27 protein-coding genes, 1 pseudogene and 1 other annotated feature are annotated in these 25,107 nt (G+C 52.4%); of the genes and pseudogenes, 21 read left to right on the top strand and 7 right to left on the bottom strand.

All coding sequences use genetic code 11. The features are described 5' to 3' along the window. Positions 1-60 precede the first annotated feature (60 nt). Positions 61-1,098, bottom strand: a complete 1,038-nt coding sequence (locus KO497_RS08310; RefSeq protein WP_215943500.1) for an RluA family pseudouridine synthase — start codon at positions 1,096-1,098, stop codon at positions 61-63. Here KO497_RS08310 and KO497_RS08315 point away from each other — a divergent pair. From KO497_RS08315 to KO497_RS08325, 3 genes are all read left to right on the top strand, one after another. Continuing rightward, complete coding sequence (locus tag KO497_RS08315) at positions 1,097-1,435, top strand: DUF6476 family protein (protein WP_436799284.1); 339 nt, start codon at positions 1,097-1,099, stop codon at positions 1,433-1,435. The two genes, KO497_RS08310 and KO497_RS08315, sit on opposite strands and share 2 nt — an antisense overlap. 169 nt (positions 1,436-1,604) lie before the next feature. Continuing rightward, positions 1,605-1,660 (top strand) — a sequence feature (sul1 is cis-regulatory element that is thought to sense ions involved in sulfur or methionine metabolism; They are found in Alphaproteobacteria). Between the two features lie 72 nt (positions 1,661-1,732). After that, the gene (locus KO497_RS08320) at positions 1,733-3,229 is read left to right on the top strand and encodes a SulP family inorganic anion transporter (RefSeq protein ID WP_215943501.1); all 1,497 of its coding nucleotides are present in this window, start codon (positions 1,733-1,735) and stop codon (positions 3,227-3,229) included. A 9-nt stretch (positions 3,230-3,238) separates the two neighbouring features. Next, a complete protein-coding gene (locus KO497_RS08325; RefSeq protein ID WP_215943589.1) occupies positions 3,239-4,093 on the top strand; it encodes a universal stress protein in 855 nt (284 codons plus the stop codon). 100 nt (positions 4,094-4,193) lie between these two features. Here KO497_RS08325 and yaaA read toward each other — a convergent pair whose 3' ends face one another. Together yaaA and KO497_RS08335 are read right to left on the bottom strand one after the other, a co-directional pair. Further along, positions 4,194-4,961: a peroxide stress protein YaaA gene (gene yaaA, locus KO497_RS08330; RefSeq protein ID WP_215943502.1), complete on the bottom strand. Its 768-nt coding sequence runs from the start codon at positions 4,959-4,961 to the stop codon at positions 4,194-4,196. Between the two features lie 378 nt (positions 4,962-5,339). Continuing rightward, positions 5,340-5,726 (bottom strand): YciI family protein, encoded by a 387-nt coding sequence (locus KO497_RS08335; RefSeq protein ID WP_215943503.1) that lies wholly within the window; start codon positions 5,724-5,726, stop codon positions 5,340-5,342. Between the two features lie 83 nt (positions 5,727-5,809). Here KO497_RS08335 and KO497_RS08340 point away from each other — a divergent pair, with 83 nt between their 5' ends. The 11 genes from KO497_RS08340 to KO497_RS08390 all read left to right on the top strand — a co-directional run bounded on the left by KO497_RS08340 (position 5,810) and on the right by KO497_RS08390 (position 15,922). Continuing rightward, the gene (locus KO497_RS08340; RefSeq protein WP_252729569.1) at positions 5,810-6,676 is read left to right on the top strand and encodes a fumarylacetoacetate hydrolase family protein; all 867 of its coding nucleotides are present in this window, start codon (positions 5,810-5,812) and stop codon (positions 6,674-6,676) included. Beyond that, positions 6,676-7,341, top strand: coding sequence for a malonic semialdehyde reductase (locus tag KO497_RS08345; RefSeq protein WP_215943504.1), 666 nt, complete (start codon positions 6,676-6,678; stop codon positions 7,339-7,341). The genes KO497_RS08340 and KO497_RS08345 overlap by 1 nt, the downstream gene beginning before the upstream one ends. A gap of 12 nt (positions 7,342-7,353) precedes the next feature. Then, on the top strand, positions 7,354-7,812 hold the full coding sequence (locus KO497_RS08350; protein WP_252729570.1) for an OsmC family protein: 459 nt from the start codon (positions 7,354-7,356) through the stop codon (positions 7,810-7,812). Between the two features lie 43 nt (positions 7,813-7,855). After that, complete coding sequence (locus tag KO497_RS08355) at positions 7,856-8,929, top strand: C4-dicarboxylate TRAP transporter substrate-binding protein (protein WP_215943505.1); 1,074 nt, start codon at positions 7,856-7,858, stop codon at positions 8,927-8,929. A 28-nt stretch (positions 8,930-8,957) separates the two neighbouring features. Further along, the gene (locus KO497_RS08360) at positions 8,958-9,509 is read left to right on the top strand and encodes a TRAP transporter small permease subunit (protein ID WP_215943506.1); all 552 of its coding nucleotides are present in this window, start codon (positions 8,958-8,960) and stop codon (positions 9,507-9,509) included. Next, the gene (locus tag KO497_RS08365) at positions 9,506-10,813 is read left to right on the top strand and encodes a TRAP transporter large permease (RefSeq protein ID WP_215943507.1); all 1,308 of its coding nucleotides are present in this window, start codon (positions 9,506-9,508) and stop codon (positions 10,811-10,813) included. Before KO497_RS08360 ends, KO497_RS08365 begins: the two co-directional genes overlap by 4 nt. Positions 10,814-10,825: 12 nt before the next feature. Then, positions 10,826-11,698 carry a dioxygenase gene (locus KO497_RS08370; RefSeq protein WP_215943508.1) on the top strand — a complete coding sequence of 291 codons (873 nt, stop codon included), beginning with the start codon at positions 10,826-10,828 and terminating at the stop codon, positions 11,696-11,698. A 382-nt stretch (positions 11,699-12,080) separates the two neighbouring features. Then, positions 12,081-13,238 (top strand): ABC transporter substrate-binding protein, encoded by a 1,158-nt coding sequence (locus tag KO497_RS08375; protein WP_215943509.1) that lies wholly within the window; start codon positions 12,081-12,083, stop codon positions 13,236-13,238. A 70-nt stretch (positions 13,239-13,308) separates the two neighbouring features. Continuing rightward, complete coding sequence (locus KO497_RS08380; protein WP_215943510.1) at positions 13,309-14,370, top strand: FecCD family ABC transporter permease; 1,062 nt, start codon at positions 13,309-13,311, stop codon at positions 14,368-14,370. Next, positions 14,367-15,146: an ABC transporter ATP-binding protein gene (locus KO497_RS08385; RefSeq protein WP_215943511.1), complete on the top strand. Its 780-nt coding sequence runs from the start codon at positions 14,367-14,369 to the stop codon at positions 15,144-15,146. Before KO497_RS08380 ends, KO497_RS08385 begins: the two co-directional genes overlap by 4 nt. A gap of 8 nt (positions 15,147-15,154) precedes the next feature. Further along, the gene (locus tag KO497_RS08390) at positions 15,155-15,922 is read left to right on the top strand and encodes a class I SAM-dependent methyltransferase (RefSeq protein WP_215943512.1); all 768 of its coding nucleotides are present in this window, start codon (positions 15,155-15,157) and stop codon (positions 15,920-15,922) included. Between the two features lie 227 nt (positions 15,923-16,149). Here KO497_RS08390 and KO497_RS08395 read toward each other — a convergent pair whose 3' ends face one another. Then, entirely contained in the window at positions 16,150-16,611 is a 462-nt protein-coding gene (locus tag KO497_RS08395) for an Lrp/AsnC family transcriptional regulator (protein ID WP_215943513.1), read from the bottom strand. Positions 16,612-16,731: 120 nt separating this feature from the next. On the opposite strand from KO497_RS08395, the gene phhA reads away from it, so the two are divergent. After that, positions 16,732-17,526, top strand: a complete 795-nt coding sequence (gene phhA / locus KO497_RS08400; RefSeq protein WP_215943514.1) for a phenylalanine 4-monooxygenase — start codon at positions 16,732-16,734, stop codon at positions 17,524-17,526. Continuing rightward, the gene (locus KO497_RS08405) at positions 17,519-17,854 is read left to right on the top strand and encodes a 4a-hydroxytetrahydrobiopterin dehydratase (RefSeq protein WP_215943515.1); all 336 of its coding nucleotides are present in this window, start codon (positions 17,519-17,521) and stop codon (positions 17,852-17,854) included. Before phhA ends, KO497_RS08405 begins: the two co-directional genes overlap by 8 nt. Positions 17,855-18,119: 265 nt before the next feature. Here KO497_RS08405 and KO497_RS08410 read toward each other — a convergent pair whose 3' ends face one another. Then, complete coding sequence (locus tag KO497_RS08410; protein ID WP_215943592.1) at positions 18,120-19,019, bottom strand: LysR family transcriptional regulator; 900 nt, start codon at positions 19,017-19,019, stop codon at positions 18,120-18,122. A gap of 91 nt (positions 19,020-19,110) precedes the next feature. On the opposite strand from KO497_RS08410, the gene KO497_RS08415 reads away from it, so the two are divergent. From KO497_RS08415 to KO497_RS08435, 5 genes and pseudogenes are all read left to right on the top strand, one after another. Further along, positions 19,111-19,827 (top strand): DUF4386 domain-containing protein, encoded by a 717-nt coding sequence (locus KO497_RS08415; protein WP_215943516.1) that lies wholly within the window; start codon positions 19,111-19,113, stop codon positions 19,825-19,827. 12 nt (positions 19,828-19,839) lie between these two features. Continuing rightward, positions 19,840-20,865 (top strand): NAD(P)-dependent alcohol dehydrogenase, encoded by a 1,026-nt coding sequence (locus KO497_RS08420; protein WP_215943517.1) that lies wholly within the window; start codon positions 19,840-19,842, stop codon positions 20,863-20,865. 333 nt (positions 20,866-21,198) lie between these two features. After that, a pseudogene (locus KO497_RS19120) lies at positions 21,199-21,372 on the top strand (thymidine phosphorylase); the annotation flags it as partial. 516 nt (positions 21,373-21,888) lie between these two features. Beyond that, the gene (locus KO497_RS08430; protein WP_289846666.1) at positions 21,889-22,938 is read left to right on the top strand and encodes an acyltransferase family protein; all 1,050 of its coding nucleotides are present in this window, start codon (positions 21,889-21,891) and stop codon (positions 22,936-22,938) included. Beyond that, positions 22,935-23,942, top strand: a complete 1,008-nt coding sequence (locus tag KO497_RS08435; protein ID WP_215943520.1) for a hypothetical protein — start codon at positions 22,935-22,937, stop codon at positions 23,940-23,942. Before KO497_RS08430 ends, KO497_RS08435 begins: the two co-directional genes overlap by 4 nt. A gap of 153 nt (positions 23,943-24,095) precedes the next feature. On the opposite strand, the gene KO497_RS08440 is transcribed toward KO497_RS08435, so the two are convergent. Together KO497_RS08440 and KO497_RS08445 are read right to left on the bottom strand one after the other, a co-directional pair. Beyond that, positions 24,096-24,353, bottom strand: a complete 258-nt coding sequence (locus KO497_RS08440; RefSeq protein ID WP_215943521.1) for a hypothetical protein — start codon at positions 24,351-24,353, stop codon at positions 24,096-24,098. Further along, a complete protein-coding gene (locus KO497_RS08445) occupies positions 24,353-25,018 on the bottom strand; it encodes a lysozyme (protein ID WP_215943522.1) in 666 nt (221 codons plus the stop codon). The genes KO497_RS08440 and KO497_RS08445 overlap by 1 nt, the downstream gene beginning before the upstream one ends. Positions 25,019-25,107 lie beyond the last annotated feature (89 nt).

Raw genomic sequence — 25,107 nt, forward strand, 5'->3', positions numbered from 1 at the left:
GATCACACCAATGTGCACAATTGCTACAACCCTGCCCCAAACGCGCAGACAGCGTGCATATTAGCGCAAGCCCTCAATCAGATCATGCATATCGCTGGGCAAAGGGGCCTCGAAACGAATGTTTTCTTCGGTCACAGGATGTACAAACCCCAAAACAGCCGCGTGCAAAGCCTGACGCGGAAAGGCCGCGATGGCCTCTAGTGACGCCTCAGAAATCCCAGCCTTATGCGACAGTTTGCGCTTGCCGCCATAGGTTTGATCCCCGATCAAGCCGTGCCCTGCGTGGGTCATATGCACACGAATTTGGTGCGTGCGCCCTGTTTCCAGCCAACATTCCACCAAGGTCAGCTGATGCGGCAGGCCGTATTGTTCCAACACGCGCGCACGGGTGATGGCGTGACGGCCTTCAGAAAAGGACACAGCTTGTTTTTGCCGATCCGTCTTGTGACGCCCCAGCATGGTGGTGATGCGCATGATGTTCGAGCCTTCGAAGCTCACGCCTTTGACACCGCGCAGGCGCGGATCCATCACATCGGGCATACCGTAAACCAGCGCTGTGTATTTGCGCTCTACTGTGTGTTTCTCAAATTGTTTCGCCAAGCCTTGGTGGGCCATATCGCTTTTGGCCACCACAAGCAAACCCGAGGTGTCTTTATCGATACGGTGCACAATACCGGGGCGTTTTTCGCCACCAATACCTGATAGGCTGTCACCGCAATGATGCATCAGCGCATTGACCAAAGTGCCAGAGGGTGAACCGGGGGCAGGATGCACCACCATGCCCACAGGTTTGTTGATCACCACCAAATGCTCATCTTCAAAAATGATATCCAGCGGAATATCTTCGGCCACCAAGTGACTGTCCACGGGTTGCTCGACAGTGATCACCACCGATGCCCCCTCGGCAATCTTGGCCTTTTGATCCAGCGCAGGCTTGCCATTGACCACAACAGACCCGTCCGCGATCAATTTCGCCAAACGCGACCGCGATAGGTTCGCATCCGCTGGCACATCACGCGCAATCGCCTTATCAAGACGGTTAGGCGGGTTTTCCGCGATGGTAAATTCAACGGTGATAAGTGGAGCGCTAAGAGACATGATTGATCCGGTACAGGGCGACCTAAAGAGCGTGGACGCGAGAATTGACCCAAAAGCGATGGCAGGGCTCACGCTGATGCGCAGGCTTGTCACATCGCTCTTGGTGGTGATGATTTTGGGGTTCCTACTCCTGATCGGCCTGCTTGTCACCCGTTTCCCCACGATGGACGCCTCTGTCAGCTTTGATTTGCCTGAAAACATCGCCCTGCCCGCCGGTGCCACCGCACAGAACTTTACCCGCGGTGCCGATTGGGTGGCGATTGTCACAACAGACAATCAGATTTTGATCTTTGATGCGACCTCAGGTGCGTTGCGCCAGACTGTTGAGATTGAGTAGCACGCGAGCGGCATGACGCCTCTGGCCATAAGAATGCACTGGGCCGCGTTGCGGTTCGCAATTTGCGATGACTTGGCAATTCCAGCTCAAAACGGACCTGAATGCGGCGCAGAGCCAACTGAAGGTTTGATTTTTCCGCGAAGATAGGGTTTATGTGATCCCAATAGCGTAAGGACCCGGTGAGAGCCCGGGTGGCTCTTCCGGCCGCTGATCCGCCGGACAACCCTGATAACTCCCAATATATACCGCAGACCGTCTCGTGAAAGACGTTCGTGCGCAGGGTAATGGACTGACTATATGATCTCAATTTCTGACTACCGACAGCAATGGTTCGGCAATATTCGTGGCGATGTGCTTGCGGGTACCGTCGTGGCGCTGGCGCTTATCCCCGAAGCCATCGCATTCTCTATTATCGCAGGCGTGGACCCCAAGGTGGGTTTATATGCCTCCTTTTCCATTGCCGTGTTGATCGCCTTTACGGGCGGACGGCCAGGCATGATTTCGGCGGCGACGGCGGCCACTGCCGTCTTGATGGTCACGCTTGTAAAGGATTACGGGCTTGAATATCTCTTGGCGGCAACCGTTCTTGCGGGCCTCTTGCAAATCGGGGCGGGGCTTTTGAAGCTCGGGCGCTTTATGCGTTACGTGTCGAAATCGGTGATGACCGGCTTTGTGAATGCCTTGGCGATTCTCATTTTCATGGCGCAGCTGCCAGAATTGAATCCAAGCACCCCCGGCGTGACTTGGCTGACATATGTCCTTGTGGCGGCAGGCCTTGCCATCATCTATCTCTTTCCTCGGATCACCACGACCATTCCCTCGCCTCTGGTTACCATCATCGTGCTGACCGTGGTGGTTCTGACGATGGGCTGGGATGTCAGAACGGTGGGCGATATGGGCGCACTTCCCGATACCCTGCCCTTTTTCCTGATCCCCGATATCCCATTGACCATAGAGACGCTGTTGATCATCTTTCCCTATTCCGCTGCCGTTGCTGTGGTGGGGCTGCTGGAGAGCCTGATGACCCAGAATATTGTTGACGATCTGACGGACACCAAATCCAACCGAAACCAAGAATGTATAGGTCAGGGCATCGCCAATACCTGTACGGGGTTTATTGGCGGCATGGCGGGATGTGCCATGATCGGCCAGTCGATCATCAACGTAAAGTCTGGCGGTCGCGGACGTCTATCGGCCTTTATCGCTGGCGTTGTTTTATTGATTCTGGTCGTCGGCCTCGGTGGCCTTGTGGCGCGTATCCCGATGCCCGCATTGGTCGCGATCATGATCATGGTGTCTATCGGCACCTTCTCGTGGTCATCTATCAAGGCGCTCAAAGTACACCCGCGCTCCTCCTCTATCGTGATGATCGCAACTGTCGTCACAGTGGTCTACACACATAACCTCGCCATTGGTGTTTTGGTGGGTGTATTGTTGTCCGGCATCTTCTTTGCTGGCAAGATCGCGCAACTTTTCCGCATCACATCGACCTTGTCGGACGATGGCCGCCACCGCAGCTATGTGCTCGAAGGTCAGCTATTCTATGGCTCAGCCGAGGATTTTGCCGATGCCTTTGATCTCCGCGAGGCACTGGACCGTGTCACCATCGACGTAAGTCGCGCCCATATTTGGGATATCAGCTCGGTTCAGGCGCTGGACATGGCCATTTTGAAGTTCCGCCGAGAAGGCGCAGAGGTCGAGGTTGTGGGCATGAACGCTGCAACGGAAACGCTCGTCGATAAGCTTGCCATACATGACAAGCCCGGCGCGATGGACAAGTTGATGGGACACTGAGGGAGGATCATTATGGATAAGATACTGACACTACTGGACGGCTCGGCCTATTCCAAAAGCGTCTGCCATCATACCGCGTGGATCGCGCAGAAACTCAACGCCAGCGTTGAGGCCATGCATGTATTAGGTCGCAATGAGGGTGCCGCTTCGACGGATCTGTCGGGGGCGCTGAGCCTCGGTGCGAGAACCGCGCTTTTGGAACAGCTTTCCGCGCTGGATGCGCAACGCGCCAAGCTCGCGCAGGCGAAGGGCCACGCCATTTTAGAGGATGCACAAGCGATCCTTGCCCAAGACGGCATTCCAAATGTGAACCTGCGACTGCGGAAAGGGGATCTTTTGGAAGAGATGCGCGCACTTGAAGGCGAGATTCGCGCAATCACCATCGGCAAACGCGGCGAAGGAGCTGATTTTGCCTCTGGTCATTTGGGGTCGAATTTGGAGCGAATCGTGCGCAGCGCGAAGGTGCCAGTCTTTGTGGCCTCACGGGAGTTTCGCCCCATTTCAAAGGTTCTTGTGGCCTATGATGGCAGTGCGAGTGCCAAGGTCGCCATTGACCGCATGTCGAGCAGCCCCGTTTTCGCGGATCTCGATGTCTGCATCCTAAGCGTGGCGCAGAACCAGACACAGGCCCAAACAGTTGCCGATGAAGCTGTGTCCAAGCTCCAAATCGCCAAGATAGCAGCGACCTCGCGCGTCGCGACAGGAGAGCCCGAAGACGCCTTGCACAATTTGGTGTCCCAAGAGGGATTCGATCTATTGGTGATGGGGGCCTATGGGCATAGTCGGATCAGGACCCTGATTATCGGGTCCACGACCACTACAATGATCCAATCGGTGAAAATTCCGGTTCTGCTGTACAGATAAGGTTCAGGCGCGGTCTTTATTCAGACCGCGCCGCAGACACCACTAGGTCACAGCAACTCTTGGATCAGGAGGCAACGCGTGTCCGCCGATCGTATTCTTCTTAACTATCCCGCGAAAACACCAGTGTCGCCCCGTCAGATTTTTCCGCATCATAGGCATAGCCGCCAGTGTCAAAATCGCGCAGATGTTTGACCTCTCGGATACGGTTCTCAAGAACAAAGCGCGCCATGGCGCCTCGTGCTTTTTTGGCGAAAAAGCTGATGGTTTTCTCGGTGCCGTCACGGCGTTCTAAGAACACGGGCGTGATCACTTTTGGGCTCAGCACTTCTGTTTTCACCACAGAGAAATATTCAGTTGAAGCGCAGTTGACCAAAAACTCGGACTGGCTCGCTTTGGCGGCGTCATTCAGGCTCAGTGCGATTTTATCGCCCCAGAATGCGTACAGATTTTTGCCCTTGGGCGAGGCCAATCGGCTGCCCATTTCCAAACGGTACGCTTGGATCGCATCAAGGGGGCGCAAGAGGCCATAAAGCCCTGATAAGATACGCAGATGATCCTGCGCATATGGGATGGTGTCCGCCTCAAGACTGACCGCATCCAGCCCCGTATAAGTATCGCCATCAAACATATACATCGCCTGTTTGACCGCATCCACGTCAGGGGTGTCAGAGAAATTCGCAAAGCGCTCCACGTTCAATTCCGCCAGTTTTTCGCTGATACCCATCAGTTTGCGCAGGGCCGCCGCGTCTAACCTCCGCGCGATCTCGATCAGCTCTTTGGTCTCGGCTTTAAAACTTGGATGCGTGCGCTCCAGCCCCACAACAGGATCCATGTTCAATTTCTTGGCGGGGGAAATAACTGCTAACATTCTGAATCCTCTCATCGCCCCAAACGAAAAACCTCTCAAACGGGAATCGTTCCAGACGCGGCGTGGTTGTGTTTGGCACTGGTTTTGTCACGAATTGAGGAGAGAAACCACGGGACAAATGGTGCTGATCGCACTTTTGCGGCTCACATTCGTGTGCACGCAAACACCTTAAACCCAACCGCCCCCAATTCGCCATTGATCCAAGGACAATGGTCGCGCGCGATGCGACGAGACATCAACTCAAGAAATGGTGACGTCCTTTGGGTATACGTCGCGCAAGTGGGTATACGTCGCGCAAGCTCATATAAGCGCCACTTATGAAGTGCTCTTTATGTGCGACTTCGGCGTCATATTCTTAAAGCACGCTCGTGCTGGCATTTAAGTCAGGTTAGCGGCCTTGGTTGAGAGGCCGACTGTCAGGGTCAGTGACCCTTCGTTTATCATCCACCGCCGCAACGTGAAAACACGCGCGCCGCTTTGGTGCATTGGATCTGCCTCGGCCAGTTGGCGGGCGGCATCCAAGCTCTCAGCGCGGTAGATAATCAGACCCATGCCCTGCATGTTGTCCCCGCTCTCATCAGACATAGGCCCTGCGAAGGCAAGTTGGCCCGCAGTTTCCAATTGTGCCTGATAGGCAAGGTGATCATGAAGCGACGCTTTTACCGCATCTGGCCCCAATGCCGGTGTGCTTTGCGCAACGTAAAGTTCGAGTGCCAAAGCGCCTCGTGACTTTGCTTCTGCTTTGTAATCCGTCCACTTCACCATTTTTTGCAATCCTTAAAATATCGATATTAATTGACAGCCACAAATATAGTAGGCAGAAATGGTGTGAACTTACAAGGATTGAGATGATGAAATATTTGGTTGGGCAAACACCTTCGGGCGCTGCAGTTTTTGCTGTACAGGGCGAAAATGCTGTTGATCTTACGGCTTTGAACCCTGCGATCGGGGCAGATTTGATGGCGTTGATCCAGTCTCCTGAATTGATCGAATCGGTGGCAGATCAAATCGCGGGCGCACCGCAAGTGGCGGTCTCCTCCATCACGCCGGCACTGCCTGTTGCCAAGCCCGGCACGATCATTTGTCTTGGTTTGAACTATACAGATCACATCAAAGAGGGCGGCTACGAGATCCCCGACTACCCCGCGCTTTTCATGCGCTCCAAGAATTCCATCATGGCCGCCGGCGCGCCGCTCGTGCGTCCGACCTGTTCAGACAAGCTTGATTACGAAGCAGAATTGATGATCATCGTCGGCAAAGGCGGGCGTCATATTTCTGAAGCCGACGCGCTGGATCACGTCTTTGGCTACACTGTGTTTAACGACGGGTCTGTGCGTGATTATCAGCGCAAAACACATCAATGGACGCCGGGGAAAAACTTTGACAACACCGGCGCGATTGGTCCTATTGTCGTGACCCCTGACGAAGTGCCAGCAGGGGCTAGCGGTCTGAAAATCGAAAGCCGTGTTGGCAGTGAGATTTTACAATCGTCCAACACAGGCAACATGATTTGGTCGGTTGCGCAAACGATTGCGACGATTTCCGAATACACGACGCTTGAGGCCGGCGATCTGATTGCCATGGGCACGCCCCCCGGCGTGGGCCACGCCAAAAAGCCAAACCCGCGTTGGCTGAAGCCCGGTGAAATTGTGGACATCGAAATCGAAGGCATCGGCATTTGTTCGAACCCAATCGTAGATGAGGTGAACGCGTGATGGCTGCTCCAACTGGTAAAGAACTTGAAGCCCTGCGCGCGAAAGCCCAAGCCGATCATCGTGCTTTGCGTGGGCGGATCGATAAACTGTCCCCTGATGCAATTGATTTGATCTTGCGCGATGCGCGGTCGCATTATGCGTGGACGGACAAACCGATTGATGACGCATTATTGCACGAACTCTACGACATCACGATCAATGGGCCGACCAGCATGAACACGCTGCCTGCGCGCTTTGTTTTTGTGAAAACACCTGAAGGCAAAGAACGGCTGGCAAAGTCACTCAAGCCGCAAAACGTTGGCAAGATGATGGGCGCGCCGGTCACAGCCATCATCGCGCATGATATGGATTTCTGGAAGGAATTGCCGTTCTTGTTCCCACATGAGGACCGCCGCCACCTTTTTGAGGACAATCCCGAGTATTGCGCAGACACAGCCTACCGCAACGGCACCATGCAGGGGGCTTACTTTATGATTGCCGCCCGCGCGCTTGGTCTTGATGTTGGGGCCATGTCTGGATTTTCGAACGCGGTCGTTGATGAAGAATTTTTCGCAGGCACAACTTTGAAATCAAATTTTCTGTGCAATATCGGCTATGCTGATGAGACAGCTTTGTTCCAAAAGCTGCCCCGCTTTGCCTTCGATCAAGTGTGCAGCTTTGCGTAAAGGATAGACAAGATGGCAATTAAAATGAAATCTGTCGTCACCTACCGCGCAACGGCGTCATGCCCCACACATGCACGCACAGAAATTCCTGTGCGTGATCTCGAGGTCGTCATCGATGAGCCATTAGAGCGGGGAGGCACCAATCTTGGCCCGACTCCGACAGAGGCAGCGATGACGGCCCTGATCGCCTGTACAAATGTGATCGGACATAAGAATGCGCACCGCCTTGGTGTTGATCTGGGAGAGATCACCATCGATGCGGCGTGCCAATTTGATCGGCGCGGCGTCCTCATGCAAGAGGAAATAGACGTACCGTTCCCCGCAATCACATTAACTGTGAATTGCACCACATCCGCCAGTCAGGAGGAGCTGACATTGGTGGGTGTTGAAACGGCGAAATACTGTGCCATTGCCAAACTTTTTGAGGCAGCCGGCACAGATCTAACCGTGAATTGGAAGAAAAAGACATAATCAATCTTGCGGGCAACGCCTGCTTTTCTGGGAGGAGAAAAAGATGAAGAATTGGACAGTTTGCGGCCTTATGGGCGCAGCCCTTGTGACGATGACAGCATTACCGGTCGTCGCGCAGGAAAAAATTTCTGCAGTTGTAATCGATGGTTATCCAGACCGTGCCTTATGGGTTCGCGAGTTTACGGATTTCTTTATTCCTGAGGTGAACCGCCGCCTTGCCGAGACTGGCAACTACGTCATGGACTGGCAAGAAAACTACGGCGGCTCTATCGTGAAGCCACGTGGCGTTTTGGAAGGCGTTCAGCTTGGTCTAGGCGATATCGGTATCGTCACCACGATTTTCCACTCGTCGAAACTGCCCAGTCAGGGCATCGCAGCGGTAACACCATTTGTGTCATCTGACGCACGTGCTGTCGCGAAAGCGGTAGATGAAATCGCCCGCGAATTCCCCGCCATGCAAAACGAATTTGCAGCACAGAACCAAGTGTATTTGGCCACAGGCGTGGTGCTTGATACCTACCAAGTGTTTACCTCAAAAGAGATTGCGACACCCAGCGATCTAGAAGGTTTTAAAGTCGCAGGCGCGGGTATGAACCTGCGGTATCTTGAAGGCATCAAAGACGCTGCTGGCGTGCGTGGCGGTCTGACCGACTTCTACAACATGTTGCAAACGGGTTTGGTGGATGCAGCGATGCTTTGGCCCGAAGCGGCTGCAACCTTTAAAATCTCAGAAGTCGGCCCATACATGCTGCGCGCTGATCTTGGTGCTGTGAACTCTAAAACGGTCACCGTGAACGCAGATTACTGGGCGAAATTGCCTGATGAAGTCAAAGGCGTCCTGCAAGCAGTATCCATCGATTACCGTGATCATCTTGCAGATATCGCAATGGAAATCGCCGCTGAATCAGAAGCGACCTATGTCGCCTCTGGTGGTACGATCATCGAGGTCTCTGACGAGGATCGTGCCGCATGGGCCGCTGCCATTCCGAACATTGCACAGGAATGGGCGTCATCCTTGAATGATGCAGGTGAACCCGGTTCTGAGATGTTGGCAGCCTATTTGGCAAAGCTTGAGGCCGAAGGCTTCACAGGTGTCCGCGACTGGTCACAACCTTAATCAGCGCCCCCAGAAAGAGGACATATCCATGTTTAAAACTGCACTTAGCGGCCTTTCTGGGGTTGCTCACAAGCTCGCGATTGCCGCCAACGTGGCCGGAACCTTAACGGTTCTGGCCCTGGTGGTGATCCTAAATGTCGACGTGATTGCACGCGGCATTTTTAACGCCCCCATCAAAGGCACCTATGAAATCGTCCAGCTTTCGGTGGTTTTTATCGTGTTTTTGCAATTGGCCGATGTGGCCCGTGTTGACAGGCTGACCCGCTCCGACGGGTTTCTAAACTTGCTTCACGATCGCCGCCCAAGGCTGACCGCAAATCTGCGACGGATCATCAATGCCGTGTCCGCGATTTTCATGTTTTTGATTTCATACATCATGTTTCCTGAATTTGTGCACATGTGGAACACGCAAGACTTTTTCGGCATCCCCGGCCTGTTCACAGTGCCTTGGTGGCCGATCAAATTGGTCATCGCGTCGGGCTGTGCCTTGTCCAGTCTGATCTTTGTTCTCAAGGTAATAACCGCGCAGGATCGCCCCGCCCTGATCCGCGCCCCAGAGCATAACGAGACCTCTAAATGAGCCCTATTGAAATTGGCCTAATCTCGGTCGTCGCAATCGTTTTTCTGATCTACGCAGGGCTTTATATCCCAATCGCGCTTGGCACTGTGTCGCTGGTCTCTATCTGGTTGATGCGTGATAACTTTACCTTGTCGTTGAATCTGCTCAAAGTGGCCGTTGGCGACAGCGCTATGGAGTATTCATTTGCCACCATTCCCCTGTTCACCTTTATGGGGCTTATCGTCTCGAAGGCAGGTTTGGGCAGTGATATTTACGAAGTACTGACCCAGCGCTTTCGCAAGGTGAAAGGCGGGATTGGCATGGCCACCGTCGGCGCCAACGCTATCTTTGCGGCCGTCACAGGGTCGTCCATCGCCTCGGCGTCTGTGTTCACAAAGGTCTCTGTGCCCGAGATGATCGCGCAAGACTACAATCCGCGCTTTGCTGTGGGTGTGGTTGCTGGCTCATCCGTACTTGGCATGATCATTCCACCCTCTGCGATGCTGATCATTTACTCTTTTGTCTCTGAGCAATCTGTCGGCGACATGTTCCTTGCTGGCGTTATTCCCGGCGTCATGCTTGCCGTATTTTACGTGGGTGCGATTTGGTTCATGGCGCGTTTCACCCCCAATTTTGTTGGCGGTCGTGTCGTTCAAGAAACCGAATGGATGTCCACACGTGAGATTGCATCCAAAACTCTACCGACCTTGTTTTTGATCACTGTCGTGCTTGGCGGTATCTATTCAGGATGGCTTACAGCTGTGGAAGCCGGGGCAGCAGGCGGGCTTGTGGCGCTTGTCATCGCCATTGTTCGCAGATCAATATCGCTCAAAGGTTTTTGGGACGCGTTGTTGGAAACAGGGCACATCACAGCGGCTATTTTGTTCTTGATCACCGCTGCGTCTATTTACAGCCGAATGCTTGGGATGGCAGGTCTGCCAAACCAATTGCAAGACATACTTGCAGGCAGTGAGGCGTCGTTCTGGATGATCATGATCCTATATGTTTTGCTGATGCTTTTCCTTGGGACGCTTCTTGACACAGCCTCTATCATTTTGATCGTCGTGCCGCTGTTTCTGCCACTTGTCGAAGCGATGGATTTGTCGCTCGTTTGGTTCGGGATCATCACGGTTGTGGGTGCAGAAATCGGCCTGTTGACCCCACCGCTTGGCATATCGTGTTTCGTGATCAAATCGACACTGAACGATGACCGCATCTCGCTGATGGACGTCTTTATGGGCGCCCTGCCCTTTGCCTTTGTCATGCTGATCGCGCTGGTCATTTTGATCGAGTTCCCAATTCTAAGCCTTATCCTTTTGAACTAGGAGACCTGCACGATGCGCAACGTCACAAAAGACAACATCACCGATGTTTTTAAAAGCTACATGTCCGCTGATATGGACCCACGGACCCGCGAAATCATGGGGTCACTGGTACAGCACCTGCATGACTTCGCACGCGAGACCAAACTGACGCACGATGAATGGCGTCAAGGCATCGCGTTTCTTGAGGGCTGCGCGGCGATTGAAACCGAAGACCGTCACGAGTTCGTGTTGGCCTCAGACGTGCTGGGGCTGTCCTCTCTTGTAGACATGCTACACTCGCGCGACGATGCAACCTCATCTTCGGTGCTTGGGCCATTTCACGTTTCAGGTGCGCCACCCTTGGCTGTTGGTGGCGATATGAAGCGGCACTTTGGCGGGCCTGTTTTGTTGGCGGAAGGTGTCATCCGCGACACCGAGGGAAACCCGATCCCGAATGCAGTGATCGATATTTGGCAAACCGCACCGAACGGGCTTTATGCCAGCCAAGACGAAGACCAAGACACTTTTTCATTCCATGGCTTGATGACCGTGGGCGCGGATGGTCGTTATGCCTTCACCACTGTAAAGCCCGTTGAATACACGGTTCCATCTGATGGACCTGTGGGGGCTATTCTGAATGCCTGTGGCAGGCACCCTTGGCGTCCATCGCATTTGCATTACATCGTGACGGCGCCTGGCTACCGCTCGCTTGTGACCGAAGTCTTCCCAGATGATGATCAATACCTTGACCAAGATACCGTCTTTGGCGTGCGCGAAGATTTGGTAATGTCCTACGAGACAAAACCCGCCAGCGCGTTTCCTGCTGGCTTGGAACTGTCTGGAAAGGTTGTAGACCCATTCCTTTACGTGAGTTTCGATGTGACGTTGGCACCAGACGACACGTGACCCTAGAATGATCTATCGAAAACAATTTGTTAAGCCAGATTCCGACCACGAATTTGCGCAGCCGATACAACTCCGGTCAATTGATTTTATAAAGCAATGACTATGTAGGGGGCTATTTTTAACATCGACGTGAGCTCTAACCCCAAGTGGGTTAGAGTCCAACTGCAACAAACAGTTATCTCTTAGAGTAGAGGCACTCGCGCTTCGTCTAAATCGCTACTTTTTTAGCGTGATTTGGAAGCGTCAAAGATGTGGATATTCTCGTTCAAGGTAGAAATTCCGAGACTGCATCAGCTCTAAATTATAGTTGACAAAAAAACTATGATATAGCATCAGCCTTCTTGTCGCAGACAGCGACACCATATCATTTAAGGAGAGACCCATGCAGTTTTCAAAACTGGTCCCGGGCCTCTGCCTCGCCTCCGCAGCCATCGCGATAAATTTCGCGTCCGCCACGCCTGCCACAGCAGAGATCATCACCGTTACAGACATTGCCGGCCGTACCGTTAAGGTGGACAAAGACCCCGATCACATCGTTTTGGGCGAAGGGCGTATGATCTATTCAATCGCTCTGTTGGATAATAAAAACCCCTTCGAGCGGGTTGTCGGCTGGAAAGACGACATGATCAATTATGATCCTGACGCCTGGAACAAATATAAGACGGCTTTTCCCCAAGCGACAGAAATCGCAACTCTGGGCAGCCCATATTCCGACGAATGGAACCTTGAATCCGTCATTACGTTGGAAACGGATGTGGTCTTTATGAATCTCGGCAATTTGCTTGCAGCACAAGAAAGTGGGATCATTGAAAAACTTGATGAGGCTGGTATCGCAACTGTCTTCATTGATTTCCGGCAAGACCCGACAGCAAATACCGTGCCAAGCCTACAATTGATGGGCCGCATTCTGGATCGACGCGACGAAGCCGACGAATTCACCGATTTCTATACAGCACAGATGGCTCGCGTTAATGAGGTCGTTAATCAGATCCCGCTTGAGGATCGCCCAGCTGTCTTTATCGAGCAAGCCGCGGGAAACAACCCGAACAAATGTTGCAACACGTTTGGCTCGGCAAATCTTGGGCGCCTTGTTGACCTTGCAGGCGGTCGCAATTGGGGATCACAGCTATTTCCCGGTTTTGGCGGCACGGTCAGCCTTGAGGCCCTTTTCGCAGAAGACCCTGAGGTGATCATTGGTACAGGTGCGAACTGGACAGACTCCATTCCCGGAACGCAGGCGGTCCTCTTTGGGTATGAGGCCACACCCGAAGCGGTTCAAGAACGTCTCGCGGGCCTTGCTGCACGCCCTGGCTGGCCAGAACTGTCGGCGGTGAAAAATGGCCAGTTCCATTCTGTTTATCACCAGTTTTACAACAGTCCTTACCATTTCATAGCCATGCAAGCCTTTGCAAAGTGGATGCATCCCGATCAGTTCGCAGATCTTGACCCAGAAGCAAACATGATCGAATTGCACGACCGGTTCTTGCCGATCGACTATTCGGGTGTGTTCTGGGGAACGCTGGACGCCTCCGCCAACTAAGGCCTGACTCAAGACCTTTATTCTCCGCGCTCAAATCGCGCGGAGAGCACCATTCTTAAAGGAATCCCCGATGGCGATGATGTCCGATACTTCCGAAATGCGCACAAGCTATACCGCCCAAACCACGCGGCGTTACTTTGTGCTTGCTGTTACTGCGGGGTTGTTACTGTTCAGCTTTATTGTGGATGTTTCGACCGGGCCTGGAAAATACCCGCTAAGCACCGTGGTTGAAACCTTGCTGAATCCGATGGCGCATGGTGTGCAGATCAAAGTTATTATCTGGGATTACCGCCTGCCTATTGCCGTGACTGCGGTCATCGTCGGCGCGATTCTAGCCGTGGCCGGAGCCCAGATGCAGACGATCCTGAACAACCCACTGGCGGAACCCTTCACATTGGGCGTGTCTTCTGCCGCGAGCTTTGGCGCTTCGTTGGCGATTGTATTGGGCTGGAGCGTGCTGCCTATGGTCGGCTCGCTTGTTGTGACATTAAACGCATTTATGTTTGCGCTGCTCACTTGCGGTTTTATTCTGTTTGCCACCCGCCTCAAGGGAGTCGGATCGGAAACGATGATCCTGTTTGGAATCGCCATTTTCTTTACCTTTTCGGCGCTTCTGGCGCTGATGCAATATATGGCCTCTGAAGACCAGATTGCGCGGATCGTCTTTTGGATGATGGGATCACTTGGGCGGGCAAGCTGGGAAAAGATTGCGATTGGGGCCGCTCTGTTGACCTTAGCCATTCCGTTTGGCCTGATGCGCAGCTGGCAGATGACGGCGTTGCGTATGGGCGAGGCGACGGCTCAAAGTATGGGTGTTGATGTGGCCCGTCTGCGGATTGAGATGCTGATCGTGGTGTCTATTCTTGCGGCAACTGCGGTGGCTTTTGTTGGCACTGTTGGGTTTATCGGGCTGGTGGGGCCGCATATTGCGCGCATGATTGTTGGTGAAGATCAGCGGTTCTTTTTGCCCTTATCAGCAATGATTGGCGCGCTCGTGCTTTCATTGACCTCGATCATTTCAAAGTCAATCTCGCCGGGGGTGATCTATCCTATCGGGATCATCACAGCGCTTATCGGCGTGCCAGTCTTTGTCTCGATCATTCTTTCCACCCGACATAGGAGCCTGTCATGAGCTTAAAAATCACCGACCTCTCTGCCGGATACGGGCGCACACAGGTGCTTCATAACGTGACTGCAGATGCGATTAAGCCGGGGCAATTCGTGGGACTGATTGGACCGAATGCATCGGGAAAATCCACTTTATTCAAAACCTTGTCTGGACTTTTGCGCCCCATGACTGGAACGATCCATCTTGGTGACACCGATCTGGGCACACTTAACCGGCGTGATCGCGCGCGCCGGATCGCCTATATGCCTCAGGCCTTTGGCTGCAATGCCATCCTGACAGTGTATGAAAGCGTGCTATTGGCCTTGAAGCAAACGACAGGCTGGCGCGTAGATGAGAACAACCTTGATCGTGTCTCGCAAACATTGACGGCGCTGAATTTGGCGCATTTGGCGAACCGAAGCTTAGGAAACCTTAGTGGTGGTCAGGCCCAGATGGTTGCAGTGGCGCAAACGCTCGTGCGCAACCCCGACATTGTTTTGCTCGATGAACCGACCAGCGCGTTGGATTTGCACCACCAGCTGTCAATCCTTTCATCCGTACGCCACGAGACGAAACGGCGTGGCACCATCGTGATCGCGGCCCTGCATGACCTGAACCTTGCCGCTCAGTTTTGTGATCGTCTGATCCTAATCCGCGAAGGGCGTATCGTGGCCGATGGCACGGCGGACAAAATTCTGACGTTGCCCGAGATCGGGCAGACCTATCGCGTTGAAACCGCATTGGAGCAGACGCGGCGCGGATCGCTTTATGTTGATGCAACGTTGGAGTGTGTCCATTGACCAAATCCATGAATAATTTCACCCTGAAAGACGAAATTCGTAGCTTTTGGTCAGATCGTGCGGCGGATTTTGATTTGTCAGTGTCGCATCAAATTGAACCCCAGTTTGGTGTGCCCGAATGGCATCGGTTTATCGAAACGGCCTTTGGCTTAGAGGGCGCGCAATTCAACGGGCAAAAGGTGTTGGATATCGCCTGTGGCACTGGCGAAATCAGCCGCGTCTTGGTCGGACTTGGTGCTGATGTGACGGCCGTAGATTTTTCAGAAACCATGCTGGCACGGGCACAAGAAAAACTGAATGACCAGACTTGGCGCGCCGTGCAAGCCGATGCCGAAGCCTTGCACCCGATTGTGGATTCCACGTTCGATTTTGCGGTGACACGACATTTGGCTTGGACGCTAACGAATCCGGTGACCGCTTATCAGGAATGGCGCCGGGTTTTGAAACCCGGTGGGCAGCTATTGATCGTCGATGGCAATTGGGTCGCGGGTAAAAGCAACCTGCAACGGGTCAAAAACTGGATAGCTGACCGGATCAGTGAAAGAAGGCCCCGTTCCGTTAAAGAAATATCCGCACATCGTGCGATTGTCAGCCGATTACCCTATGGGGCCGGATTAACGGCTGAAAGGTTGCAAGCCGACTTGAGACTCGGTGGGTTCCAGAGCTTTCGTCTACTAGAGGTTGATAGGCTTTATAGAGCGGGAATGCGTGGCCACCCCATCGCCGCCCGATTGCGGCAATCTGCCGAGAACAGATTTGCAATGGTCGTACAGTGAGCCAGATAAGAATGACTTTTGCAGATCTGCTGAGATGAAAAGTAAAAAGTGCCCCAAATGTTCGCCGACATTCGCTGCGTTGTGAAACTGGACCTGACGTGCTTTCGTGCCGCCCCAAGTGTGTCGATATGCTGTTACTCGCGAGACATTTCCGTTAACCTTCCCGACATGGGCAGATGGAGATGTTCCTGAGCAAGCGCAGCACGCACGCGCAGTGGCGCGCGACGCTACATATCAACAGGCAGCGCGCCTGAGCTTTTGATCCGACGCAGAACGAATGTGGTCGTCGTGTTGCGCACCACGCCCAAGCGCAGCATGTGTTTCATGATGAACTCTTCAAGTGCCTCAGGATCTGTGGCCACGATTTTCAGGAGAAAATCGAAATCTCCCGTGATTGAAGCACACTCAAGCACCTGCTCGCTCTTATGAACGAAGTGCTTAAAAATAGTGATGGAGTTCTCGCTATGATCCACTAGTGAGACCTGCACATAGCCAAAAGCCCCAAGCCCAAGCTTCTTACTGTCGACGATTGCAGCGTATCGCTGAATATAGCCATCATCCTCTAAGCGCTTTACGCGCCGCCAAACTGGCGACGGGGACAAGTCAACAGCATCGGACAGCTCTTGCGTGCTTGCGCGGCCATCTTTTTGAAGAACCTTCAGAATGAGACGCTCATATTTATCAAGCATAATTATACCTAAAATTGGCGAGTTTAAGAAAAACTGTACCTCGAAATTGGCAAAATTCACTGCAATAGGCAAAAACTTTCGGCGTTTATAGGCAAGACTTGATCTCATGGAGGACCCCAAATGCCGAAAAGTACAAAGTACCAAGCAAAACATCCCGATGGGACGGGCTATATTCATTACACGCCTGAGGAGGATGCTGTCTGGCGCGACCTTGCAGCCCAGCAGACCCCCAACGTGCAAAAATATGCTGCACAGCCGTTTTTAGACGGGCAAGCTGCCCTTAACCTATCAGCGACGCGCGTGCCGCAATGCAACGAAGTCTCCGAGGTGCTGCGCGATCTCACAGGCTGGTCCGTTGCGCCTGTGCCTGCGCTGATCGGCTTTTCAAAGTTCTTCGGCATGCTGGCCGAACGCAGCTTCCCTGCTGCCTCTTTCATCCGCAGCCGCGAAGACTTTGACTACATTGAAGAGCCAGATATTTTTCACGAGATCTACGGCCATACCCCGTTGTTGACGGATCAGAGATTTGCGGATTTCTCACAAAAGATCGGTCAAGTGGGCCTCGCGTGTGACACCTCCGAATACGCTTGGCTGATCAGGCTTTACTGGTTCACGATTGAGTTTGGCTTGATCAGTGAAAATGACGGGATCAAAGCACTCGGCTCAGGTCTCGCTTCTTCGCCGGGCGAGCTGTGGCATTCGGTCAATGAGCAAACCGTCGTGCGCCGCCCCTTTGATGTGATCGACATATTGCGCACGCCGTATCGGATCGATATCAACCAGCCGATTTATTTTGTGCTTGAGACCGTTGATCAACTGCTTGAAGCTTCACAGCGCGATCTTATTGCCGATATCAAAAAAGCTAAATCACTCGGCCTCTTTGCGCCAACCTACCCGGAGAAACAACATGCATGACCTCAACGAACAATCATGCGCTGCATGCGAAGGATGGGTTCCGCCGCTGAGCGAGGCAGAGGTGAGCAAGCTCAAAGCCCAGCTGCATGACGCTTGGGAGATTGTCGATGACGGAAAAAGCCTGACACGCCGGTTTGAATTCAAAGCCTTCGCCAAGGCCGTCTACACCGCAAATCTCGCTGCATACCTCAGTGACAAAGAAGGTCACCACGCGGATGTGTCCTTTGGGTGGGGCTACTGCGTGATCACCTATACATCCCACGAACTTGGCCGCTTGACCGAAAACGATTTCATCTGCGCCGCCAAACTCGACGCGCTAACAGACTAAAAAACAAGACGGATGCTTGAGTGACGGCCTGCGCTTTGATGAGCTCGCAGATCAAAACTGCGCTAAGAAGGCGGGCTCTAGGGCCCGTCGTTAGAAATGCGTGAAAAAGCCCTGCAACAATCCTTGATTGGGCTGCCCTTGGTGGCGCTGATCGGCTGCGGTGGTTTCGCGAAACCTATCTCGGTTTTGAGGACATCTTTAATCACGCGCTTATCGCGTCGTTTTTGGGTGTCACGCCAGTGACGCTCAGCCGGTTGCGCCATAGCTAGCGCTTTAACTCTTCAATCAGAAAATCATAGACCCGCCTGATCCGCCGGCTTGTCGTCAATTCGCGGTGGGCAACCAGCCAAATCGGAAAGGACAACGGTTCCAGATCGGGTAAGACCCGCACCACATCAGGTTCGGCGTCCCCGATGTACGCATCCAAAATACCGATGGCAGCACCTTGCTTTACCAGTTCCCACATCACCAGATAGCTTTCAGTCAATAGAGGAAAATTCGCCTCCGTCAGCCCCAGCCCAAGGCTATTGAGGCCCTTCAGCATCAAGCCGTTGCGATCCATGTTCACAAAATCGGCGTGGCGCAAATCGTATGGCTTAGAAGGGTTGCCCAGCTTTTCGATATAGCTGGGTGCGGCATATAAAATTGCATCCGCCGTTCCGATTTTCTTGGCGATCAGGTCGGGCTCTGTTGGATGGAAATGGCGGATCGCGATGTCAGCCTCACGCCGCAGCAAATCACTCGCGTGGTTTGAAACGACGATCTCGACTTGAATACCCGGTTCTTCAACGCGCAGCTTGGCGATGATCGGCGCCAATAGGGCTGTGGCGTAGATCTCGCTCGCGGAAATGCTGATCGATCCCTCCAGCGCTTGGCTCTGACCGACGGCGGTCAGCGATACGCGGCCTGCTGCCTCACCCATGCCGCGAACATGGTCCAATAGCTCCATGCCACTTGGCGTTAATGTCAAACCGCGCCCCACACGTTCAAACAAAACCACACCAAGTTCTTGTTCCAAGCCATCGACCTGACGCCCAAGCGTTGGCTGCGCCATGCCCAAAGCACGGGCCGCGGCAGACAGTGACCCTTCCTCTGCCGTCACCAAAAAAGCGCGGGCTTTGTTCCAGTCGAATTTTACGGCACGCCAATCCATGCAGATATGCATATCAAAAATGAAAATTTGGTCAATTCGCATGAGCAAGATTGAGGCCTAGACCCTTGCGTAACGCCACATTGGAGTCGGGAAAGGACAGAAGATGACCACACCAACACAAACCAACTGGGATCCGGTTGCCGCTCGCACAGCTGGCGCACTCTATCTCGCAATCGCCGTCTGCGGCGGGTTCAGCATCGGTTATGTGCCCATGCAGATCGTATCGAGCGATGCAGCTACTTCAGTGGCAAACCTTATGGCCAATCAAGGCCTGTACAAGCTCGGCCTTTTTGCCGACAGCCTAGTGATCCTATTTGAACTGGCGATTACTGCGATCCTTTATCAGATGTTCCGTCACGTTGGGCCCAAAATGGCTATGGTCGCGCTGATCTCTCGTGCCGGCATGATTACCGTTATCAGCATCAACATGCTGCTCTGGGTGATGCCATACATCTTGCTGACCCACGACACAGGCTGGGATACGGCGCAACAGCACGACCTTGTTCAAATGTTTTTTGACGCGCATGCGTCGGGAGTCTTTGTCTGGCAGCTGTTCTTCGGGGCCCATTTGCTGGCGCTTGGCTGGCTGATCTTGAAATCCGATGTCGTTCCGCAATGGTTGGGCTGGGGGCTGTTCATCGGCGCATTTGGCTATCTGCTGCAAGGCGTTGTCGAGTTGACGTTCACGGATATCGCGGCACTCGACTACACCTACATCGCATTGCTGGTGATTGTGACAATTTCCGAGATCAGCTTTGGTCTTTGGCTGCTGATCCGCGGTGGCCGCACATCGCTCCGGTTCACATCTGCAACCGCATAAAGGAGAATAACTATGTTTGCTTATTCATACACACAATACGGTTCATCTGACGTGATTACTCAGGTCACACTGCCCCAACCAATACCCAAGCCAAATGAGGTTTTGATCCGCATCTTCGCCACCACTGTCAGTGCGGGCGATTGGCGGGCCCGCAGCCTGATAATGCCGAAGGGTCTTGGCCTGATGGGGCGGCTGGTGTTTGGTTTGCACGGTCCGCGTAAGCCAATCCTTGGCACTGAATTTTCGGGTGTGATCGAAGAGATTGGCATAAATGTCACTAATTACCAAATCGGCGACGCCGTGATTGGATTTCCCGGTGCTGCATTTGGCGCACATGCAGAGTTTATCACGATGCCAGCGGACGGAAAGCTGACCCTCAAGCCAGACAATATAGGCTTTGAACACGCAGCGGCGATCCCTTTTGGCGCTACAACAGCTTACGACTTTTTGGTCAACAAGGCCAAACTACAACAGGGTGAAACGGTTCTGATCAACGGGGCCTCTGGGTCTGTCGGTTCGGCCTGTGTCCAAATCGCCAAACATCTCGGCGCGCATGTCACTGCAGTCTGTAGCGGTGGGAACGCAGAGATCGTTCGAGGTTTGGGGGCAGATCACGTGATTGATTATCGCACGCAAGACGTCATTGAGCCAGGTATCCAATATGACGTGGTTGCCGATACCGTTGGGACCTTGCCTTGGACGCGAGCCAAACACGCGATCCGAGACGGAGGCAAAATGGTCCTGATCGCGGGCATAACATCGGACATGGTCCTAGGAGGCTTTAAGGCGCGTCTTGCGGGTAAGAAAATGGTGGGTGGCGTCGCGTCTGAGCACCGGGATATCTTGGAGGCCGTCGTTAAACTGGCCGCACAAGGTGTTCTTCAGCCGGTCATCGACAGAAGTTATGCGTTTGACGATATGAAGGCCGCCCATGCCCATGTCGATACGGGGCATAAGAAGGGGAACGTTGTCGTCACTGTAACACCTCACGGCAGGGCGCGTTCACCTGTTGAAAAGGAATGTCAGGCAATGGTGTGATCTATGCCTGATCCAAGCATGAACTTTGAACTTCTGTTCTCAATGGCTGGCGTTCTGGCGATGGCAGCTTGGTTAGTCTTGCTTGCATCGCCCAGAGCACCCCCCGAAATTGGGACACTGACGTAAGCTGCAATTTGTAGTCTGCTGATCTTCAACACGAAGGAGATCAGAAACATCGAAACGGAAGCAACACCATCCAGAGTTTAAGGCGAAGGTCGCATTAGAGGCGCTGAAGGGCGAAGAGACTGTCAGTAAACTTGGATACAACTTGAATTTTCCCTCGCGCGCGTCGTTGCGAAGCGCAATTTTGGGCGATGGCATTGCAACTCGGCAAACCGGATGTCCCCCATTATCATTCCTATTGTCACCGCAGCGGGCCTCACGATACCGAAAACATCCTCACATACGATCACCTTTGCCACGGGCACGGCTGACTCAATGAAAGTCATGGCACGCGTGGATTTATCATCCAATGAACTGCGCCGCGTGGTTGAGATGTCACGCGGCGAACCGAGTGCATCTGAAATTTATACGAAAGGAGCAGAACGCGGAGCTTTGGCCGCGGCAGACATCAACTCAATGAAAGAATTCGAGTGGTAAACGCCATTGTGGACCACGGGGCAGACCAATAAGGTCTGCAACCCCAGTATAAGTGATATAGTAGAATGTATTGGGGTATGAGTGGTACCACCTCCTGGTCTCGAACCAGGGACCTCCTGATCCACAATCAAGAGTGAACTCAATGTTTTCAATGATATAGACAAGTCACGCCACAATTTTACAGATAATGAAAACAATGACTTAAGATAATGGCACTGAAATGCACCAAGGTTGGTTGGTGAGCACTCCACTGAACCCAAAGGAGATAAATACTTATGGAGATTGTCATCTGCACAAACTGCGAGGTCCATGGATACACATTGGGTTAGAGTGAGGTGGAGATGAAAACTCAAGCACTTTTGACACTCTAAACGAACATATTTCAGGCCCGACCTAAATCTTTGAGTCGACATATCGAGCTCAATGTTTAAGAAACAAAAAACGGCCGTTTTATTTGGAGAGCTTAAAGTGACGAATGATATCCAGAAAAAAAATGGAACATCGCAACGCTTTGCACTTATTGAAGCCGTGAGAGGCTTAGCTGCGTTTTTGGTCGTATTCTCTCACACGATGCCCAAGGATGGATGGTTTTACGACGCGGTATTCGACCCAGGCAAAATTGGTGTCGTTGTATTTTTCTTCTTGTCAGGGTTTCTGGTCATTCCAAGTGCTGCAAGTGACGGCTCAGCAAAGCGCTTTTTGATCAAACGATTGTTCCGGCTGTATCCGCTGTATTGGGTCTCTTTGCTGTTTGCCTTCGTCGTTTGGCGCTCTGAATTGGAATTGGCTGATTGGATTGCAAACATTACAATGGCTCAACAATTTTTAGGATTTGAGAATGCCATCGATGTCTATTGGACACTGACAATCGAAGTTGCGCTGTATTCGATCATCACGGCATGCCTTCTTTTCCGCCCCGCCCTGCTTACAGATCATTTTAGGACTGTTTTGTGGGCGCTGGGTGCAGTGTGTATTTTGATGGCCATTGCCCGTTGGGGCCTCCAAGCCAAGCTTCCTGTTGCGCTACCTCTGGGGCTTCTTTGTATGTTCAGCGGCGCTCAAATGCGCTTTTTGAGCAATCAAGGGAAATCCATTTTGCCTCCCATAAAAACATACCTAATTGTCGCCATCCCAACCTGCTGGATTGCTTACTCGTTTTCGATAAGTTTTGGCGAGACCTCAAGCCGTTACATCGTGACTTACATTGTGGGCATGTTGATCTTTGTCGTTATTTTAAAACGCCCACAGCTTGATTTGGGAAAACATGTGCGAGCGCTGGGGGATTGGAGCTACGGCATCTATCTGTTCCATATGATCATCATTTATCTCATCTCGCCTTGGTTTGAAAAAGGCGTGATCCTGTTCATTCTAGTGATGCTGCTGTCCATTTTGATTTCAGCACCCCTGTTTCATTTGGTTGAGCGTCCCGCTGTTAAAATTGGACATCGACTGCTTGGAGCCAGATCCAGATGACTTTTGATCCTGCTACACAAACAATTCGTTCGCGTCCCAATTTTGACGTTTACGTCGCAGCCTTAATTTTCATTGGCAATATTGCGATGTGTATCAGTTTTTTTAATCCAGAAGTGCAAGGCTATGGCGATGCTGTTCGTGGCTGGCGTCAGTTCAACGCTTTGTTAGCTGAAGGACAGCCGTTCTATGATGAAAACAATCAGGTGAGCTTGCGTATCGTGATGGCGTTGGTGTCATTTCTGATTGTCATGACGCTTAGAGCAATGGGCCTCATCAAGCGTGAAGTATTGATCACCTATTTGGCGTTGCCCTTTTCTGCATACCTAGCCACGAAATTAAAGGTGGAATTCGTGTTTTTTCCCTTTGCACTGATCGCTCTTGGATTGGGCTGGAAACGGGAAGTCATGGTTATATTGATGCTGCTTGGTATGACGGTGTTCTTTGATGAAAACAACGGCCTAATCATCGTGCTTTTCAGGCTGTCTTTCATCGTTTTATCTGTGCTTAAACCTAAGCTATATTGGATTTTCATCTTGATTGCCGGTATTATTTTTATCGACAAAAACATATCACTTTTGTTTCCATTCGTCCCCGGCCTCGCCGCATACAACTATACGAGAGACATCGTGAACCCCGAATTTTCGTATATTGAATCTGTGATTGTCTTTTTGTCTTCGATGACAATTGGGATACAGCCTCAAATAGATTATTACTTTGGGTTCACATATACTGTTTTCTTTTTCATAGCGGCGTTAGGGAAAAAACTGCTATCGAAAAGCTTCTATATAGACATCATAAAATCGCCCGCTGCTCGTTCTGGATTTTTGACAATCATGTTATTTGGGTCATTGACGCATGCGTTTCAGAATGCACGGTATTACTTTTTTTACGTCCCTGGCATTTATGCTATCGGAGGCGCGCGCGCGAATAGAACCCTGATCATTATATCTTGGCCGATGACCTTTTTCCTCGCAATCTACTATCGCCTGTATTTGGGGCATTAGACAGGATTATCTCCACACTCATCATCGAAATCTTTGTTGTTGGTGATGTCACGGCGAAGGTTCCACGGAGCGTTATCAGATCGCCAATCAATTTCTTGCTGTGAGAACTTACGGGGTTCGTATAGGTTGCAAAACTTGGGGTCTTGAGTGACCTCAATCTCCGGCGTTGCGCATCCATTCATCACGAATAAGGACGCCAAGATCAGCATCAGGTGTGGCGTTGACTTCATTTTCACGTTCCTCATGTTGGATTTGGTTGAGTACATCGGCCTTGCATACCGCCAAGGCAATCTGTGCATCCTTTAAATCGTCGCGCAGGACGTCATTGCCAGACCGCAGAAACATGACCCAAGCGAAAAGTCCTAGGCACCCACACAGCGCGGCTATGGTGATTGCTGATAATATCTTCATCACAGCGCCTCGATGCACATATCAAATTCAGCCGCGCGCCGGTTCGTGAGGCCGCGCACTACGCGCCCACCCGCACGGTTCCATCGTGGTAGCTGCTCACATGTCCCGACAAGATCACCGGCATTGAGCTTGCGCACCAGCGTAGATCCGCAAGCGGCAGTAATCCCCACATTGTAGGTCCACGAGATCAGGGCCACGGCCATATCTCGCGGGATCGTCTTTTCCACATCATCCGAGATGCAAGCAGACAAGCCCGCCGCATGTGCCCGCAGCTCTCGCGCTAAGAGCTGATCGCATTCAGCATGTGTGGCAGTGTCCCCCATCGTCACACCAAGCGTCACGCCATCACAGATCGTCGCCACACCAACAATGTCTCGGTAAGCATTTAAACTTCGCCCCTCAAACTGAGACACCACAGGCACCGCCGCGGCAAGTGATGCCGCAGCCAGGATACCAAACGCACCACGACGCCCCATAAACCCATCATCCGCCGTTCGGTAAGCCCGCCAATGCTTTCGCGCAAATGTAAATATCTGCAAGCTCAACCAAAGGGCCGACAAGATAGGAACCAACAAAACAGCTACATTGCTTGCCCCCTCCAATGTCGGCCACCAAGCTGGCATCGTCACCCCAACCGCTGATACCCCTGTTGTTGTTTTTGTCATAATTGCCTCAAGTTTCGTCATAGTTAAATTACCTCAACTGTCTCGTCATTGCTTGTCGTTATTAGTTCGGCGTGTATGCGGAATAGGGC

Origin of the sequence: Pacificibacter marinus, from assembly GCF_018860665.1 — a bacterium.
Taxonomy (GTDB): domain Bacteria; phylum Pseudomonadota; class Alphaproteobacteria; order Rhodobacterales; family Rhodobacteraceae; genus Celeribacter; species Celeribacter marinus_A.